This window comes from Bradyrhizobium vignae (assembly GCF_004114425.1).
Classification (GTDB): Bacteria; Pseudomonadota; Alphaproteobacteria; order Rhizobiales; family Xanthobacteraceae; genus Bradyrhizobium; species Bradyrhizobium vignae.
Map to the genome: position 1 here is coordinate 257511 of NZ_RDQF01000003.1, position 15088 is coordinate 272598.

The 15088-nt window shown below is 63.6% G+C and carries 14 protein-coding genes; 5 read left to right on the forward strand and 9 right to left on the reverse strand.

Annotated features, from left to right (window positions below; all coding sequences use genetic code 11):
- The first annotated feature begins 9 nt into the window (after positions 1–9).
- Positions 10–858, forward strand: a complete 849-nt coding sequence (locus EAV90_RS04190; RefSeq protein WP_245509447.1) for an energy transducer TonB family protein — start codon at positions 10–12, stop codon at positions 856–858.
- Between the two features lie 96 nt (positions 859–954).
- On the opposite strand, the gene EAV90_RS04195 is transcribed toward EAV90_RS04190, so the two are convergent.
- Positions 955–1761, reverse strand: a complete 807-nt coding sequence (locus tag EAV90_RS04195) for a response regulator (protein WP_122400825.1) — start codon at positions 1759–1761, stop codon at positions 955–957.
- 233 nt (positions 1762–1994) lie between these two features.
- On the opposite strand from EAV90_RS04195, the gene EAV90_RS04200 reads away from it, so the two are divergent.
- Positions 1995–2228 carry a NepR family anti-sigma factor gene (locus EAV90_RS04200; protein ID WP_162500100.1) on the forward strand — a complete coding sequence of 78 codons (234 nt, stop codon included), beginning with the start codon at positions 1995–1997 and terminating at the stop codon, positions 2226–2228.
- Positions 2228–2776 carry a sigma-70 family RNA polymerase sigma factor gene (locus tag EAV90_RS04205; protein WP_018316216.1) on the forward strand — a complete coding sequence of 183 codons (549 nt, stop codon included), beginning with the start codon at positions 2228–2230 and terminating at the stop codon, positions 2774–2776. The genes EAV90_RS04200 and EAV90_RS04205 overlap by 1 nt, the downstream gene beginning before the upstream one ends.
- Before the next feature lie 71 nt (positions 2777–2847).
- Here the strand turns inward: EAV90_RS04205 and EAV90_RS04210 are convergent, their stop codons facing one another.
- The 8 genes from EAV90_RS04210 to EAV90_RS04245 form a co-directional block, all read right to left on the reverse strand.
- Positions 2848–3561, reverse strand: coding sequence for a nitroreductase (locus EAV90_RS04210; RefSeq protein ID WP_122400823.1), 714 nt, complete (start codon positions 3559–3561; stop codon positions 2848–2850).
- 108 nt (positions 3562–3669) lie between these two features.
- Complete coding sequence (locus EAV90_RS04215; RefSeq protein WP_122400822.1) at positions 3670–4914, reverse strand: acyl-CoA dehydrogenase; 1245 nt, start codon at positions 4912–4914, stop codon at positions 3670–3672.
- A gap of 111 nt (positions 4915–5025) precedes the next feature.
- Positions 5026–6273, reverse strand: coding sequence for an acyl-CoA dehydrogenase (locus EAV90_RS04220; protein ID WP_122400821.1), 1248 nt, complete (start codon positions 6271–6273; stop codon positions 5026–5028).
- A gap of 140 nt (positions 6274–6413) precedes the next feature.
- Positions 6414–7541 carry an acyl-CoA dehydrogenase family protein gene (locus EAV90_RS04225; protein WP_122400820.1) on the reverse strand — a complete coding sequence of 376 codons (1128 nt, stop codon included), beginning with the start codon at positions 7539–7541 and terminating at the stop codon, positions 6414–6416.
- Between the two features lie 135 nt (positions 7542–7676).
- Entirely contained in the window at positions 7677–9548 is a 1872-nt protein-coding gene (locus EAV90_RS04230; protein ID WP_129142666.1) for an AMP-binding protein, read from the reverse strand.
- 43 nt (positions 9549–9591) lie between these two features.
- Positions 9592–10398 carry an enoyl-CoA hydratase/isomerase family protein gene (locus tag EAV90_RS04235; protein WP_122400818.1) on the reverse strand — a complete coding sequence of 269 codons (807 nt, stop codon included), beginning with the start codon at positions 10396–10398 and terminating at the stop codon, positions 9592–9594.
- An 80-nt stretch (positions 10399–10478) separates the two neighbouring features.
- A complete protein-coding gene (locus EAV90_RS04240; protein ID WP_122400817.1) occupies positions 10479–11237 on the reverse strand; it encodes an SDR family NAD(P)-dependent oxidoreductase in 759 nt (252 codons plus the stop codon).
- A 56-nt stretch (positions 11238–11293) separates the two neighbouring features.
- Positions 11294–11896, reverse strand: coding sequence for a TetR family transcriptional regulator (locus EAV90_RS04245; RefSeq protein ID WP_122400816.1), 603 nt, complete (start codon positions 11894–11896; stop codon positions 11294–11296).
- 207 nt (positions 11897–12103) lie between these two features.
- Between EAV90_RS04245 and EAV90_RS04250 the strand changes: the two genes are divergently transcribed.
- Positions 12104–13276: an acetyl-CoA C-acetyltransferase gene (locus EAV90_RS04250; RefSeq protein WP_122406369.1), complete on the forward strand. Its 1173-nt coding sequence runs from the start codon at positions 12104–12106 to the stop codon at positions 13274–13276.
- Positions 13277–13391: 115 nt separating this feature from the next.
- Positions 13392–14936 carry an acyl-CoA synthetase gene (locus tag EAV90_RS04255; protein ID WP_122400815.1) on the forward strand — a complete coding sequence of 515 codons (1545 nt, stop codon included), beginning with the start codon at positions 13392–13394 and terminating at the stop codon, positions 14934–14936.
- Positions 14937–15088: the final 152 nt, after the last annotated feature.

The following is a 15088-nucleotide window of genomic DNA, read 5'->3' on the forward strand; positions in this document are numbered from 1 at the left end:
ACGATGCAGATGAAATCCCCCTTGCTGGCCGCATTTCTCGGATTGCTTGCGGCTTTCCCTTCCGATGCGCAGACGTATACGCAGAGTGAGAATGCCCAGGCCTGGAAGGCGAGGCTGTCAGCACACATCGCCAAGAGCAGGTTATTTCCAGCCCAGGCACTGGGGCAAACCGGTGAGGCCAAGGTTGGCTTCGTCATCGACCGGTCGGGCAAATTGGTCTCGCGGGCACTGGCGGCGAGCACCGGCTCGCGACTGCTCGACGATGTGGCGCTGGAGATCGTCGCCCGCGCCCAACCGTTCCCCGAGCCGCCTTCGGAGCTGAAGGACGAGACGTTCTCCTTTACGGTGCCGATTGTCTTCAACGGCCGGAAATTCCAGGTGCCGACGAACGGGGTGATGCTGAGCACGCCGGCTTCCGGCCTCGCAGAGTCCGAGGCTATGGCCGCGTGGCGCAAAGCGGTCACCGAGCACGTCTGGCGCAACAGGGTATTTCCTCCGCAGGCGATCGGCCAAAGGGCCGATGCCGGCGTGACATTCGTGGTCGATCGCTCGGGCAAATTGATCTCAAGCGCTTTGGTGGAAAGCACGGGCTTCGCACCGCTGGACGCCGCGACGCTGGCCATGGTCGAGCGATCCGCGCCATTCCCGAAACCGCCCACCGAGGCGAAGGACGATTTACAGAGAATAACCGTCCTCATAGCTTTCGACGGGACGCAGCCAAACCTGGCGCCGTCACCGGAAGGAGAGAAATTGCTTCAAACCTGGATCGAGGGCCAGCCCAAGCTGAATGCGAAATCCCCTGGACCGGATGATACAAAGCTAAACTCGATGCTTCGCAGCATCTGCCGCGGCTGCTGAGGCAGAGCAGGACGACGCTCCGCCGCCATATAAGCCGCCATATAATAAGAACGGCGCGCCTTGCGACGCGCCGTCCCGTGTTCGATACAGGCCTTCTTAAGCCGCCGGCGCCTTCGGCGTGCGGTTGCGCGAGTTGCGCTGGAAGAACAGCGCCTGGCTCGCGACCGCCGATACCATCGCGGGCTGGAACGGCTTTGAGATCAGGAACGCCGGCTCGGGACGCTCGCCGGTGAGGAAGCGCTCGGGGTAGGCGGTGATGAACACCACCGGCACCTCGAAGGTGCGCAGCAGCTCGTTGACCGCGTCCAGGCCCGACGAGCCATCGGCGAGCTGAATGTCGGCGAGGATCAGACCGGGTCGCTTGTTCTTGGCGAGCGCCACCGCGTCGGCATGGGTGCGCGCGACGCCGACGACATTGTGACCGAGATTCTTCACAAGGCTCTCGAGGTCCATTGCAATGAAAGTCTCGTCCTCGATGATCAGCACGTCGGTGGCGATCTCGGCCGCCATCTCGCGCCCTGCGGCATCCGCAAGCCGCCGCGTCTCGGCAACGTCGGTGCTGAGGATGAAGGCGACCTCCTCTTCCGAAAATCCCTCCAGCGACAGCAGCAGGAAGGCCTGCCGCGGCAGCGGCGTGATGTTCGACAGCCGCCGCTCGGGCGGCATCGGCAGGGTCGTCACCTCGGCATCGTCGTTCACCGAAACCGAATTCCAGATCTGGGTGAACAGCCGGAACAGGCCCGCCCGCGGTCCGTGGCTCTCGTCGAGCACCGACGGATCTCCCAGCATGGCTTCCAACATGGCTGCGACATAAGCGTCGCCGGACGCCTGGCTGCCCGTCAGGGCGCGCGCGTACCGGCGCAACAACGGCAAGTGTTCAGCGACAAGCTGTGAACGGGACATCCCCACTCCATTCGTCTTCGGGCCAACCTTGAGATCCAATCCTGAGGTCAGGGCGTCACGCGGGGGGCCCGGGTTCCCCCTGCTGGGCTGATTACGCGTCAGCTCAAGAAAAGTTCCGTCGGGCTGGGAACTTTTTCGCACAGCTGGAATTGTGCCTATCCAGGGAACGGCTCCCGGTTGAGAAAACATCTCGATTTTACAGTCACTTAACTCGGGGAAACGTGGAACAGGTCATGAAAGATCTCAAGTCTCAAGCCAGCAGAAGCACGACCCCCGGCAAGGGAGGCCTCACTCCGGAGATTCAATCCCGGATTGGGCATCAGTTGCGCGCCATGTACGACGACGTCGTGCGACAGGGGGTTCCGGACCGGTTCGCAGAACTGATCAAGAAGCTTGATGCGCCGGGGGCGACACCCCACGTGGAAAATGAGGGCGGATCCAACGACAACAACAATGGGAGGGAGTAATGCCTCTCACGGACTCCCTGCGTAACGACATCTTGGCGGCCGTGCCCAGCCTGCGCGCCTTCGCCATCTCGCTCAGCGGCAACGCGGACCGGGCCGACGATCTGGTCCAGGAGACGCTGCTGCGGGCGCTCGCCAACATCGACTCGTTCCAGCCCGGCTCCAACCTGCCGGCGTGGCTGTTCACGATTCTGCGCAACCTGTTTCGCTCCGACTATCGCAAGCGACGGCGCGAGGTCGAGGATGCCGAAGGCAACTACGCCAAAACGTTGAAGACACAGCCTTCGCAGAACGCGCATCTCGAATTCGAGGAGTTTCGCACGGCTTTGGACAAGCTTCCGCAGGACCAGCGTGAGGCGTTGATCCTGGTCGGCGCGTCGGGCTTCTCCTATGAGGACGCGGCCTCGATCTGCGGCTGCGCGGTCGGCACGATCAAGAGCCGCGTGAACCGCGCCCGCTCAAAACTCGCCGCACTGCTCTACGTCGACGGCGCAGAGGATTTCGGACCCGACGAGACCGTGCGGGCCGTGATCGGCGGCAGCGGCGGATAGCGGCAGTCAGTCATCGAAGCCACACCCACGCGTGAAGGCGGCAGTTCGCGCGGCCGCCTTCGTGCACGTCATCACTCCTCAACGAACGTCACCGTATCAGGCACGCTCGCGCGCGAGGTGCGGTAGCCGTTGACCTTGTGGGCGTGGTCGGCATAGCCGAACGAGATGCCGCAGACGATCCGGCGGTCCTCGGGCAGGTTGAAGTGGCGACGGATCAGGCCGGAATGCCGCGCCAGCGCTGCCTGCGGAATCGTCCCTAGCCCGAGCGCCTGCGCCGCCAGCATGAAGTTGGAGACATAAGCGCCGCAATCGATCGCGCCGTAGATGCCGAGTGGCTCGTTGGTGTGGATGATGGCGACATGCGGCGCGCCGAAGAAATTGTAGTTCTCCAGCGCCTGCTTGGCGTAGGCGGCCCGGTCGCCGCGGGCGATTCCAAGCGTATTATAGAGCTGGAAGCCGCTCTCGCGGCGGCGATCGAGATAAACCCCTACATATTCGCGCGGCGGAGTGAAATCGTAATCGTCGCCGAGGCCCTTTGAGGCCTCGGCGTAGATCGCCTTGCGGAAACGTTCCTTGGCCTCGCCGCCGGCGATGATGACCTGCCATGGCTGGCTGTTGCACCAGGATGCGGTGCGCTGCGCGGTGGTCAGCACATGCTCGATGGTCGCCCGGTCGACCTCTCTGGGAAGAAACGCGCGGACGGAGTAGCGTTCGTTGAGGAGCTCTTCGAGCACGCCGATGCGGTCTTCGGTGGAGTAGCGCGTATTGGGCACTTTAGCATCCATGGCTGGTCTCGCTTTCGTGCCCCAGATGCGGCGCAGAGCCGGGGCCCATTGTGGGATTCTGGGTCCCGGCTCGCGGCGCGTTGCGCCGCGTCCGGGACCCGAGGATATTCACCGTCCCTTTGTCGGGATCTTGTTATACGGCACGTCCTTGTCAACGCGGATGTCGCCCGGCAAGCCCAGCACGCGTTCGGCGATGATATTGCGCAGGATCTCGTCGGTGCCGCCGGCGATGCGCATCGAGGGCGAGGACAGCAGCATCTGCTGGAACTGGCCTTGTACCGTCTCCTCGTCGCTGCCGGTGAGCACGCCCGCCGCGCCCTGCAGGTCCATGGCGTAGGTCGCGATGTCCTGGAGCATCATGCCCGAGACCAGCTTGCCGATCGAGTTCTCCGGGCCCGGCCGCTCGCCCTTCGAAAGCGCCGAGATCGTGCGGTAGCTGGTGTATTTCAGCCCGCTCGACTTCGCGGCCCAGCTCGCGAGCTTCGAGCGCACGGCGCGATCGTCGATGGCGACCCCGTCCTCCAGCATAAGATTGGAGCAGAACTCGAACATCTCAGGGACGCCGGTCGCAAGCCGCGCGCCGATCGACATGCGCTCGTTCATCAGCGTGGTCAGCGACACGCTCCAGCCGTCGCCGACGGCCCCTAACCGCTGGCTGTCGGGGATCACGACGTCGGTGAAATAAACCTCGTTGAACTCCTGCATGCCGTTGGCCTGCTTGATCGGCCGGACCTCGACGCCGGGGCTCTTCATGTTCAGGAAGAACATGGTGAGGCCCTTGTGCTTGGGCACGTTCGGGTCGGTGCGCGCGATCAGGAGGCCGTAGTCGGAGTAATGCGCGCCCGAGGTCCAGATCTTCTGGCCGTTGACGACCCAATTGTCGCCCTTCTTCTCCGCGCGCGTGCGCAGGCCCGCGACGTCCGAACCGGCCGCCGGTTCGGAGAACAGCTGGCACCAGATCTCCTCGCCCGATGCGAGCTTCGGCAGATAGCGGCGCTTGGCGTCCTCGCTGCCGAAGGCCATCACGGTCGGGCCGCACATGCCTTCGCCGATCTGGAACGGCTGCGTCAGCTTGCCGTAGACGCCCTCCTCCTGCTGCCAGATCACCTTTTCGATCGGCGTCGCGCCGCGGCCGCCATATTCCCTAGGCCAGTGCAGGCAGGCCCAATTGCCCTCGAACTTCTTCTTCTGCCAGGCCTTGCCGACATCGACGATGTCGTGGTTGGCAAGACGAATGCGGCCGAGCGAGGATTTCGACAGCTCGGCCTGCAATTCCTTCGGCGCATTGGCGTCGATCCATTTGCGCGCGGTCTCGCGGAATGCGGCTTCCTGCGGGGTATCGTCGAAATTCATGGCACTTCCCTTTTATTGTCATTCCGGGCGCGCAACGCGCGAAGAATCCGGAAGTTACTCACACACATCGAGATTCCGGGTTCGGCTCTTCGAGCCGCCCCGGAATGACGGCTAATTCCTTCCCTTGGTCGGGATCTTGTTGAACGGCACGTCCTTGTCGACACGGATATCACCGGGCAGGCCCAGCACCCGCTCGGCGATGATGTTGCGCATGATCTCGTCGGTGCCGCCTTCGACGCGGGTGCCCGGCGCACGCAGCAGCATGGCTTGGAAGCGGCCCGCGACTTCGGCGTCCTCGGGACCGCTGACGACGCCCGCCGCACCTTGCAGGTCCAGCGCGTAGGTCGCGACATCCTGGATCATCGAGCCCGCAACCAGCTTGCCGATGGAATTTTCCGGCCCCGGCCGCTCGCCCCTCGACAGCGCCGAGATCGCACGCATGCTGGTGTATTTCAGCCCGCTCGCCTTCACCGCCCAGTTCGCGAGCTTCGAGCGCACCGCGCGATCCTCGATCGCAGGCCCGTCGTCAAGCATCAGGCTGGAGCAATATTCGAAGAGCTCGGGGAAACCGGTCGAGACGGCCGCGCCGATCGCGCTGCGCTCGTTCATCAGCGTGGTCAGCGAGACGTTCCAGCCGTCACCGACCTCGCCGAGGCGCTGGTGGTCGGGGATGCGCACATTGGTGAAATAGACCTCGTTGAAATCGGAGGCGCCGCTTGCCTGCTTGATCGGCCTGACCTCGACGCCCGGGCTCTTCATGTCCAGGAAGAACATGGTGAGGCCCTTGTGCTTGGGCACGGTCGGATCGGTGCGGGTGAGCAAGATGCCGTAGTCCGAATAATGCGCGCCCGAGGTCCAGATCTTCTGGCCGTTGATGACCCACTCGTCACCATCCTTCTCGGCGCGCGTGCGCAGACCCGCGACGTCAGAGCCGCCGGCCGGCTCGGAGAACAGCTGACACCAGACGTTCTCGCCGGAGGCCAGCGGCGGCAGATAGGTGCGCTTATGCTCCTCGCGCGCAAACGCCATCATGGTCGGCCCACACATGCCGTGGCCGATGATGAACATGCGGGAGAGCTGGCCGAACGGCCCCTCCTCCTGCTGCCAGATCACGCGCTCGATTGGCGAGGCGCCGCGGCCACCATATTCCTTCGGCCAGTGCAGGCAGGCCCAGCCGGCGTCGGCTTTCTTCTTCTGCCAGGCCTTTGCGACCTCGAGGATGTTCGCGTTCTTCAGCTGCGTGCGACCAAGAGAGGATTGGCGCAGCTCTTCCTCGTACTGCTTCGGCGCGTTCGCGCTGATCCAGGCGCGCGCGGTCGCGCGGAACTCGGCTTCCTGTGGGGTGTCGTCGAAGTTCATGGTGTTTTCTCTCCGTCATTCCGGGTCGCGCGCAGCGCGAACCCGGAATCCCGACGTTATTCACTCATCTCCGGATTCTCAGATGTGCAATTGCACATCATAGTTCCGCCGCTTTGCCGCGCCCCGGAATGACGACATCCTCAAGCCGCATTCTTCTTTCGCATGCGGTCGATCAGCTGATCCTCCCAATAGGACAGGCTGCCGAGCCCCAGCGCCATCGCATTGGCGCGGCGGTAGTACATGTGGCAGTCGAACTCCCAGGTGAAACCCATACCGCCGTGAACCTGGATGTTGTTCTTGGCGCAGTGCTGGAACGCCTGCGTCGCGCTGATGCGCGCGGCGGCGGCGGCTTCCGGCAGTTCGGCCGCATTGGTCGAGAGCGCCCAGGCGCCGTAATAGCTGTTGGAGCGCGCCAGCGTCGCCGAGACGTACATGTCCGCGAGCATGTGCTTCACGGCCTGGAACGAGCCGATCTGCCGGCCGAAGGCAATGCGGTCGAGCGCGTAGTCGCGGCCCATCTCAAGTGCGCGGTCGGCGCCGCCGACTTGCTCGAACGCACACAGCACCGCGGCGCGGTCGAGCACCTGAGTGAGGATACTCCAGCCCTCGCCCGCCGCGCCGAGCAGCTCGGCCTTGCAGTTCGTGAAGGTAATTTCGGCCTGGCTGCGGGTCGGATCGAGATTGGTGAGGTTTTTCACCTCGACGCCACCGGCCTTGAGATCGACCAGGAACAGCGAGATATCGCTCTCGCGCCCGCTCGACCCGGTGCGCGCGGCAACGACCGCAAAATCGGCGATGGCGCCGTCGGCGACCGGCTTCTTGACACCATTGAGCGTGCCATTCGCAGCCATGAGCTTGATGTTCTTCGGCGACGGATTGCCCTTGCCCTCGAACAGTGCCAGCGTGCCGATCGCCTCGCCCGCGGCGATGGCAGGCAGCCATTTCTTCTTCTGCACGTCGCTGCCGGCGATCAACAGCGCCTCGGCAGCGAGGTAGACGGTCGAGGAGAACGGCACCGGCGCGTTGGCACGGCCCATCTCCTCCGCGATCACGCAGAGCTCGAGATGGCCGGCGCCGGCACCGCCGAATTCTTCCGGGATCGCAACGCCAAGAAAGCCCATCTCGGCAAGGCCCTTCCACAGCTCCTTGTCGTAAGGCGCCTTGCCATCAAGCACGACGCGCACCGCTTTGGGCGAGCATTTTTCCGCGAGGAATTTGCGCGCCTGGTCGCGGAGCTGCTTCTGGTCGTCGGAAAAATCGAAGTTCATGGCGGCTTACCTTTTTCTTGCTGTCATTCCGGGGCGCGACGCAGTCGCGAACCCGGAATCTGGAGGTCACTCACTCATCTCGAGATTCCGGGTTCGCCGCTACGCGGCGCCCCGGAATGACGAATTCACTCGCACTCATCGCAGCACGATCACGTCTTCATCCGGCCTCTCGGCATAGAGCCGTTCCACCAGCGCGGCGCGGCGTTCGAGGCCGGCGCGCTGGTTGATGTAGCCCTTGTCGGTGAGCTCGTTGCCGTCGATCGAGGGCGGCTCGACCATCAGCATGGCGCGCGCGATGATGCGGCTGCTGGCGCCCTCGCACTCCCGGTTGTGCGCTTCCAGCCCGCGTCTGAAACAGGCGATCACCTCCGGATGCCTTACCGCATCCTCGAAGCTGAGATCGGTATTGCCCACGAGCTGTCGGCAGGCATGAAGGTTCGGCCAGGCCAAGAGGCCGATAAACGGGTGATCCTGCCCCGTGACTAGTGCGTCATGCACCACGGGAGTCGTGGCCGCGATCGCATCTGTGCGGAGCGAGCCGACATGCACGAAAGTGCCGGTGGTGAGCTTGAAGTCCTCCACGACACGGCCGGCGAAGATGATGCCTTGCACCGGATCGGAATCGTCGACGAAAATGCCGGCATCCCCTATGCAATAAAAGCCTTCCTCGTCGAACATCTTCTTCGTCAGCTCGGGCTGGCCGAAATAGCCGGGCGTGACGTTGACGCCGCGCAGGCGCAATTCGTATTTCGAGTCGCACGGCACCATCTTCAATTCGACCCCGGGGAACGGCAGGCCGATCAGACCGACGCGCTCGGTGTCCCAATAAGTGCCGGTCGAGGTCGGCGCAGTCTCGGTCGAGCCCCAGCCGGTGTAGAACACGATGCGCTCACCGGTGGTCTTCACTGCCAGGGCCTGCATACGCTCGTAGAGATCGTCAGGCAGCCGCGCGCCGCCATAGGCCATGATCGAGAGGTTCTTGAAAAAGGAGCGGCACAGCGCGTCGTCCTTCTCCATCGCCGCCGCAAGTGCGGCATAGCCGGCGGGCACGTTGGCGTAGTAGGTCGGCGAGATCTCGCGCAAGTTTCGCAGCGTCTCCTCGAACTGGCCCGGCGTCGGCCTTCCGTCGTCGATATAGAGCGTGCCGCCGTCGACCAGGATTGGATGAAACGCCGCGTTGCCGCCCATGGTGTGATTCCAGGGCATCCAGTCCAGCATGGTCGAGATCGGACCGCTGGGATCGCGCGGCCGCACCTGCATCATCATCGCCGCATTGGCACACATCATCTCCTGGGTGTTGATGACGGCCTTGGGCATGCCGGTCGAGCCCGATGTGAACAGCAGCTTGCCGACAGTCTGCGGCGTGATTTTTGCGATCGACGCCTCGACATCCGCAGTTACAGGCGTTGCCGCGAGCTCGGCAAAGCTGACGCTCTTGATGCCGTCACTGGGCCGCGCGACGTGAATGACGGTGACGCCGGTGAGGTCGAGCGCCTTTAGTGCCTTCTCGAAGATCGGGCCGTCCTGCACCATCACCACGGCCGGCTTGATCAAGTCGAACAGGTATTTCAGCTTGACGTGATCGTGGCTCATCAGCGAGTAGGCCGGCGACACCGGCGCTGCCGGGATGCGCGCCTGCATCGCGGCCTGCGTCATCAGCGCGTGCTCGATCGAATTGCCGGAGAGAATCGCGACCGGACGTCCCGCGAGCTTGAGGTTCAGCAGTCCTTGCGTCAGCGCGTCCACGGTGCGCTTGGCTTCGCCATAAGACACCTTGCGCCATTCGCGGTTGGGGCCGCCGCGCTGTGCCAGCCAAATGCGCTCGGGTGCTTCCTTCGCCCATTTCGCCAGCGAGGCGGGGATGTGCTTTTCGTAAGGCTGCAGCGGAATGCGCGACTTCAGCACCACCGTGCCGTCGCCGCGGCGCTCGACGGCGATGTCGCGCTTGAGCCACTGGACCTTGCGAAAGGCAGGCTTCGTCATCACCGCCGCCGCGCTTCCACTCATTTTGCGTCTCCCGGAATTATTGTCCTTTGCGGATCTTCGTCGTTCAGCGCTTGATATAGACAGGCTTTCGCTTCTCAAGGAAGGCCCTGATGCCTTCCGAAAACTCTTCCGAGCGGCTGCACAGGACCTGGTTGCGATCCTCCATCGCGATCGCAGCTTCCAGCGATCCGGAATCGACGCTCATGTTGAGACATTCCTTGGACAGCCGCAGCCCGACGGGCGAAGCCGACACCATCGCCTCGACATAGGGTTCAGCCGCCGCATCGAGCTGGTCCTCGTCCACGATCTCCGACACCAGCCCGACGGCGAGCGCACGCTCGGCGCCGATGAAGCGTCCGGTCAGGATCAGTTCCGATGCCACGGACACGCCGACCAGACGCGGCAAAAAATAGCTGGTGCCGATGTCGCAACCGCCGAGGCCGAGCTTGATGAAGGCGCAGTTCATCCGGGCCGACTTCGCGGCAATGCGGATGTCGGACGCCAGCGCCAGCGCAAACCCGCCGCCTGCCGCCGCACCTTGGACCAGCGCAAGGATCGGCTGCGGACAGCGCCGCATCAGCATCACGATATCGGCGATGCGGCGTTGCGAATCCAGCGACTCCGTGACGCCGGGCGGCTCAAGCTGCCCGGCACGACGCGCCATCGCGGCCTTTAGATCGAGGCCTGCACAAAAGTTCTTGCCGGCACCCTTCAGCACGACGACGCGCGTATCGCGATTGCGCTGCAGACCCTGGAAGTAGGCGTTGAGCGCATCGATCAGCGCAGGATCGAGCGCGTTCAAGCTGTCAGGACGATTGAGCGTCACCCGGTCGACGCCGTCGTCATGTTCGATCAGCAGCGGTTGGGACATGAGGCCTCGCACTTTCTTGCCACACGCAGACCGTCTCCCACCCTCCCCTGGAGGGGTCCCTCCAGGGGAGGGTAAGCGAGTTACCTCGGCGCCATGCGGATGGCACCGTCGAGGCGGATGGTTTCGCCGTTCAGCATCGGATTCTCGACGATGTGCACCGCCAGCATGCCGTATTCGGCGGCATCGCCGAGACGCGACGGATGCGGCACCTGGGCGCCCAAGCTCTTGCGGGCTTCTTCGTTGAGGCCCATCAAAAGCGGCGTGAAGAACAGGCCCGGCGCGATGGTGTTGACGCGGATCTTCTGGCTGGCGAGATCGCGCGCGGCCGGAAGCGTGAGGCCGACGACGCCGCCCTTCGAGGCCGAATAGGCGATCTGGCCGATCTGGCCTTCGTAAGCGGCAACCGAGGCGGTGTTGATGATGACGCCGCGCTCCTCGCCGACCGGCTCGATAGTGACGAGGCGCTCGGCAAACAGCCGGAGGCAGTTGAAGGTGCCGATCAGATTGACGTTGATGATGCGCGCGAACTTTTCGAGCGGGTAGACGCCGTCGCGGCCGACGATGCGCTGGGAGCCGCCGATGCCGGCGCAGTTCATCAGCACGCGGGCGACGCCGTGCGCAGCTTCGGCCTTGGCGATCGCAGCCTTGATCTGCTCCTCGCTGGTGACGTCGGCATGCAGCGCGACGCCCTTCACCTCAGTGGCGACCTTCTCGGCGTTTTCCTTGCTCTGGTCGATCACGCCGATCTTGGCGCCCTTGGCCGCCATGGCGCGGGCGGTCGCGGCACCAAGGCCCGAGCCACCGCCAGTGATGAGAACAGCTACGTCTTTCAACTGCATCTTGAGCTACCTTTCCTTGGGCGTTTCTTCTCTAGACTTGTGAACGTTTGGCCGGACTATCCGGCCGCGGCAGCTTCCTCGGCTTGCGTGAGGATGCCGCCGCAGATCAGCGTTTCCATGTGCTTGATGTATTGCCGGCAGACCTCGTCGGTGACCGGGCCGACGCCGGTCGCGCGGGACATCGCGTGCCGGCCGAAGAACAGGTGATCGCAGGCACCGATCAGGCTGGTGTAGAACAGCACCGGATCGGTCGGGCGGAATTCGCCGCGGCTGACGCCTTCGGCCAGCAGGCGGCGGTGGAAGTCCAAGAGCGGCGCAACGAAGAATTTCGAGACTTCGTCGGCAGAGTTCGCGCTGGTCTCGTGCAAGAGATAGTGGATCAGCCGGTTCATGTAGGGGAACCGGTGATAGGCGCGGATGATGCCGGCGATATGCAGCTTCAGCTTCGCCGTCGACGTGATCGGCTGCGCCAGCAGATATTCGAGATTGGACATCTCGGTCGCGGCATCCCGCGCGAGCAGCGCCAGCAAGAGGCCGTCCTTGTTGCCGAAGTGATATTTGACCAGCGCGGCGTTGGCACCCGACTTCTGCGCAATGTCGGAGAGCGAGATCTCGATCGACGAGCGCTCGATCATCAGCTCGCTGGCGGCCACCAGCAATTTCTCTGCCGTGGAATTTTTCCCGCCGGGGAGCCTGTTCGGTACGCTGGTAGCCACGGAGATCCCTGTTCTCAAGGCAAGAGCGGGCGCAGATAAGCCCAAGCAGCGGCTCACCACAAGAGTTAATTGATCGATTGACTAAACGATATCTCAACCCTTAAATCCGCCCCGACAATCCAATTCAGAACAAACATGGGAGAGACCGAAATGGCCGAGGCTTACATCGTCGCCGCTGCGCGTACCGCGGGCGGGCGCAAGGGGGGCCGCCTCGCCGGCTGGCATCCGGCCGATCTCGCCGCGAAGGTGCTGGACGAGCTGGTCGATCGGACCAAGGTCGATCCGGCCCAGGTCGAGGACGTGATCATGGGCTGCGTGATGCAGGTCGGCGAGCAGTCCAACAACGTCGCGCGCAACGCGGTGATGGCGTCAAAGCTGCCGGAGAGCGTGCCGGGCACCTCGATCGACCGCCAGTGCGGCTCGTCGCAGCAGGCGCTGCACTTCGCCGCGCAGGCCGTGATGTCCGGCACGATGGACGTGGTGATCGCGGCCGGCGTGGAATCGATGACGCGCGTGCCGATGGGCCTGTCGTCTCAGCTGCCCGCCAAGAACGGCTTTGGCAATTACAAGAGCCCGGGCATCGAGAAGAAGTATCCGAACATCGTGTTCAGCCAGTTCACCGGCGCGGAGATGATGGCCGAGAAGTACGGCCTCTCCAAGGATGAGCTCGACGAATACTCATATGGCAGCCATCAGCGCGCGATCGCGGCGACGCAAGCCGGTCATTTCAAGAAGGAGATCGTGCCGCTCGAGATCACCCGCGCCGACGGCAGCAAGGACATCCATCACATCGACGAAGGCATCCGCTTCGACGCCACGATCGAAGGTATCAAGGGCGTCAAGCTGATCGCCGAGAACGGCAAGCTCACCGCAGCCAGCGCCAGCCAGATCTGCGACGGAGCCTCCGGCGTGATGGTGGTGAATGAGAAGGGCCTGAAGCAGCTCGGCGTCAAGCCGCTCGCGCGCATCCACCACATGACCATGATGGGCGGCGATCCCGTCATCATGCTGGATGCGCCGCTGCACGCCACGAAGCGCGCGCTGGAGAAGGCCGGCATGAAGATCGGCGACATCGACCTGTTCGAGGTCAACGAGGCCTTCGCTTCGGTACCGACCGCCTGGCTCAAAACCACCGGTGCAGACCCCGAGCGGCTCAACGTCAACGGCGGCGCCATCGCGCTCGGCCATCCGCTCGGCGGTTCCGGCACCAAGCTGATGACGACGCTGATCCATGCCCTGCACCAGCGTGGCAAGCGCTACGGTCTGCAAACCATGTGCGAAGGCGGCGGCATGGCCAACGTGACGATCGTGGAGCGGCTGTAAGAAAAATAAAGCGAGTAGTGAATGGCGAGTAGCGAATGGTGAGTAGGTGAAGAGCAGTTTGGCCTTCTTCCTATTCGCCATTCGCTACTCGCCATTCGCGTTTTGAGGAAACGCCATGACCCACCCCTCCATCCACGCCCGCACCACGCCCGACAAGATCGCCTATCAGATGGCCGGCACCGGCAAGGCGATCACCTATCGCGAGCTCGACGAGCTCTCGAACCAGGGCGCGCAGCTGTTCCGCTCGCTCGGGCTGAAGGCCGGCGACCACATCGCGCTGTTGATGGAGAACCGCCTCGCCTTCATGGAGCTGTGCTGGGCGGCACAGCGGAGCGGGCTCTATTACACCGCGATCAGCCGCTATCTGAAGCAGGACGAGATCGACTACATCATCGCCGATTGCGGCGCCAAGGTCGTGATCACCACGCCGAAATGCGCCGACCAGATCAAGGGACTGATCAAAGGCGCTCCTAACGAACCGATCTTCTACATGATGGACGAGCCGCTGCCGGGCTTCCGCTCCTACGACAAGGAAGCCGCCGCGCAGCCGATGACGCCGATCGCGGACGAGGTCGCCGGTTACGACATGCTGTATTCGTCGGGCACCACCGGACGTCCGAAGGGAATCAAGAAGGCCTTCGAAGGTAACAGGATCGACGTGCCGAACGCGTTCCTGCGCGTGCTCTGCGCCGACATGTGCGGCATGAACGCCGAGAGCACGTATCTCTCGCCAGCGCCGCTCTATCACGCGGCGCCCCTGCGCTTCAACATGATGGCGGTCGTGCTCGGCGGCACCTCCATCATCATGGAGCACTTTGACGCCGAAGAGTTCCTGAGGCTGGTCGAGAAATACAAGGTCACGCAATCGCAGCTGGTGCCGACCATGTTCGTGCGCATGCTGAAGCTGCCGGACGAGGTGCGCACCAGGTACGACGTCTCCACCCTGAAGGGTGCGATCCACGCCGCCGCGCCCTGCCCCATCGAGGTCAAGGCGAAGATGATCGAATGGTGGGGACCGATCCTGATCGAGTATTACGCGGGATCGGAAGGCAACGGCGTCACGGTCTGCACATCGCGGCAATGGCTGGAGCATCGCGGCAGCGTCGGCCGCGCCGTGGTGGGCAAGATCAAGATTTTGGACGAGAACGACGAGGAGCTGCCGGTCGGCGAGATCGGCACCGTCTATTTCGCCGACGCGCCGGCCTTCACCTATCACAACGACCCCGAGAAGACGAAGAAGGCCTACAATGCCAAGGGCTGGTCGACGCTCGGCGATGTCGGCTATCTCGACAAGGACGGCTTTCTCTATCTCACCGACCGCAAGTCCTACATGATCATCTCCGGCGGGGTGAACATCTATCCGCAGGAGACCGAGGATGTGCTCATCACTCATCCCGACGTCGCCGACGTCGCCGTCTTCGGCGTGCCGAACGAGGAGATGGGCGAAGAGGTCAAGGCGGTGGTGCAGCCGCACGACATGAGCCGCGCCGACAAGACGCTGGAGGCTGAGCTGATCGCGTTCTGTAAGAGCCGCCTCTCTTCCGTCAAGTGCCCACGGTCGATCGATTTCGAAGCCGAGCTGCCGCGCACGCCGACCGGCAAGTTGGTGAAGCGGCACCTGCGCGACCGATACTGGCCGAAGGCGGCGGCGAAGATTTGAGGCGCTCTTTCTTACCCTCCCCTGGAGGGTAGGGGAATCGCATATGGTGCTGGCAGGGTGTTGCCAAGCGGTTGGAACTGGATTCTTTGGGTGTCTCTCGATTCCAGAGGGAGACCTGAATGCGCAAGCTCAAGCGCCTGTTTCGACCGCTC

Excerpts from the sequence above, each read along its gene's own strand:
- EAV90_RS04190 (WP_245509447.1), top strand. The coding sequence starts at position 10 with ATGAAATCCCCCTTGCTGGCCGCATTTCTCGGATTGCTTGCGGCTTTC.
- EAV90_RS04195 (WP_122400825.1), bottom strand. The coding sequence starts at position 1,761 with ATGTCCCGTTCACAGCTTGTCGCTGAACACTTGCCGTTGTTGCGCCGG.
- EAV90_RS04200 (WP_162500100.1), top strand. The coding sequence starts at position 1,995 with ATGAAAGATCTCAAGTCTCAAGCCAGCAGAAGCACGACCCCCGGCAAG.
- EAV90_RS04205 (WP_018316216.1), top strand. The coding sequence starts at position 2,228 with ATGCCTCTCACGGACTCCCTGCGTAACGACATCTTGGCGGCCGTGCCC.
- EAV90_RS04210 (WP_122400823.1), bottom strand. The coding sequence starts at position 3,561 with ATGGATGCTAAAGTGCCCAATACGCGCTACTCCACCGAAGACCGCATC.
- EAV90_RS04215 (WP_122400822.1), bottom strand. The coding sequence starts at position 4,914 with ATGAATTTCGACGATACCCCGCAGGAAGCCGCATTCCGCGAGACCGCG.
- EAV90_RS04220 (WP_122400821.1), bottom strand. The coding sequence starts at position 6,273 with ATGAACTTCGACGACACCCCACAGGAAGCCGAGTTCCGCGCGACCGCG.
- EAV90_RS04225 (WP_122400820.1), bottom strand. The coding sequence starts at position 7,541 with ATGAACTTCGATTTTTCCGACGACCAGAAGCAGCTCCGCGACCAGGCG.
- EAV90_RS04230 (WP_129142666.1), bottom strand. The coding sequence starts at position 9,548 with ATGAGTGGAAGCGCGGCGGCGGTGATGACGAAGCCTGCCTTTCGCAAG.
- EAV90_RS04235 (WP_122400818.1), bottom strand. The coding sequence starts at position 10,398 with ATGTCCCAACCGCTGCTGATCGAACATGACGACGGCGTCGACCGGGTG.
- EAV90_RS04240 (WP_122400817.1), bottom strand. The coding sequence starts at position 11,237 with ATGCAGTTGAAAGACGTAGCTGTTCTCATCACTGGCGGTGGCTCGGGC.
- EAV90_RS04250 (WP_122406369.1), top strand. The coding sequence starts at position 12,104 with ATGGCCGAGGCTTACATCGTCGCCGCTGCGCGTACCGCGGGCGGGCGC.
- EAV90_RS04255 (WP_122400815.1), top strand. The coding sequence starts at position 13,392 with ATGACCCACCCCTCCATCCACGCCCGCACCACGCCCGACAAGATCGCC.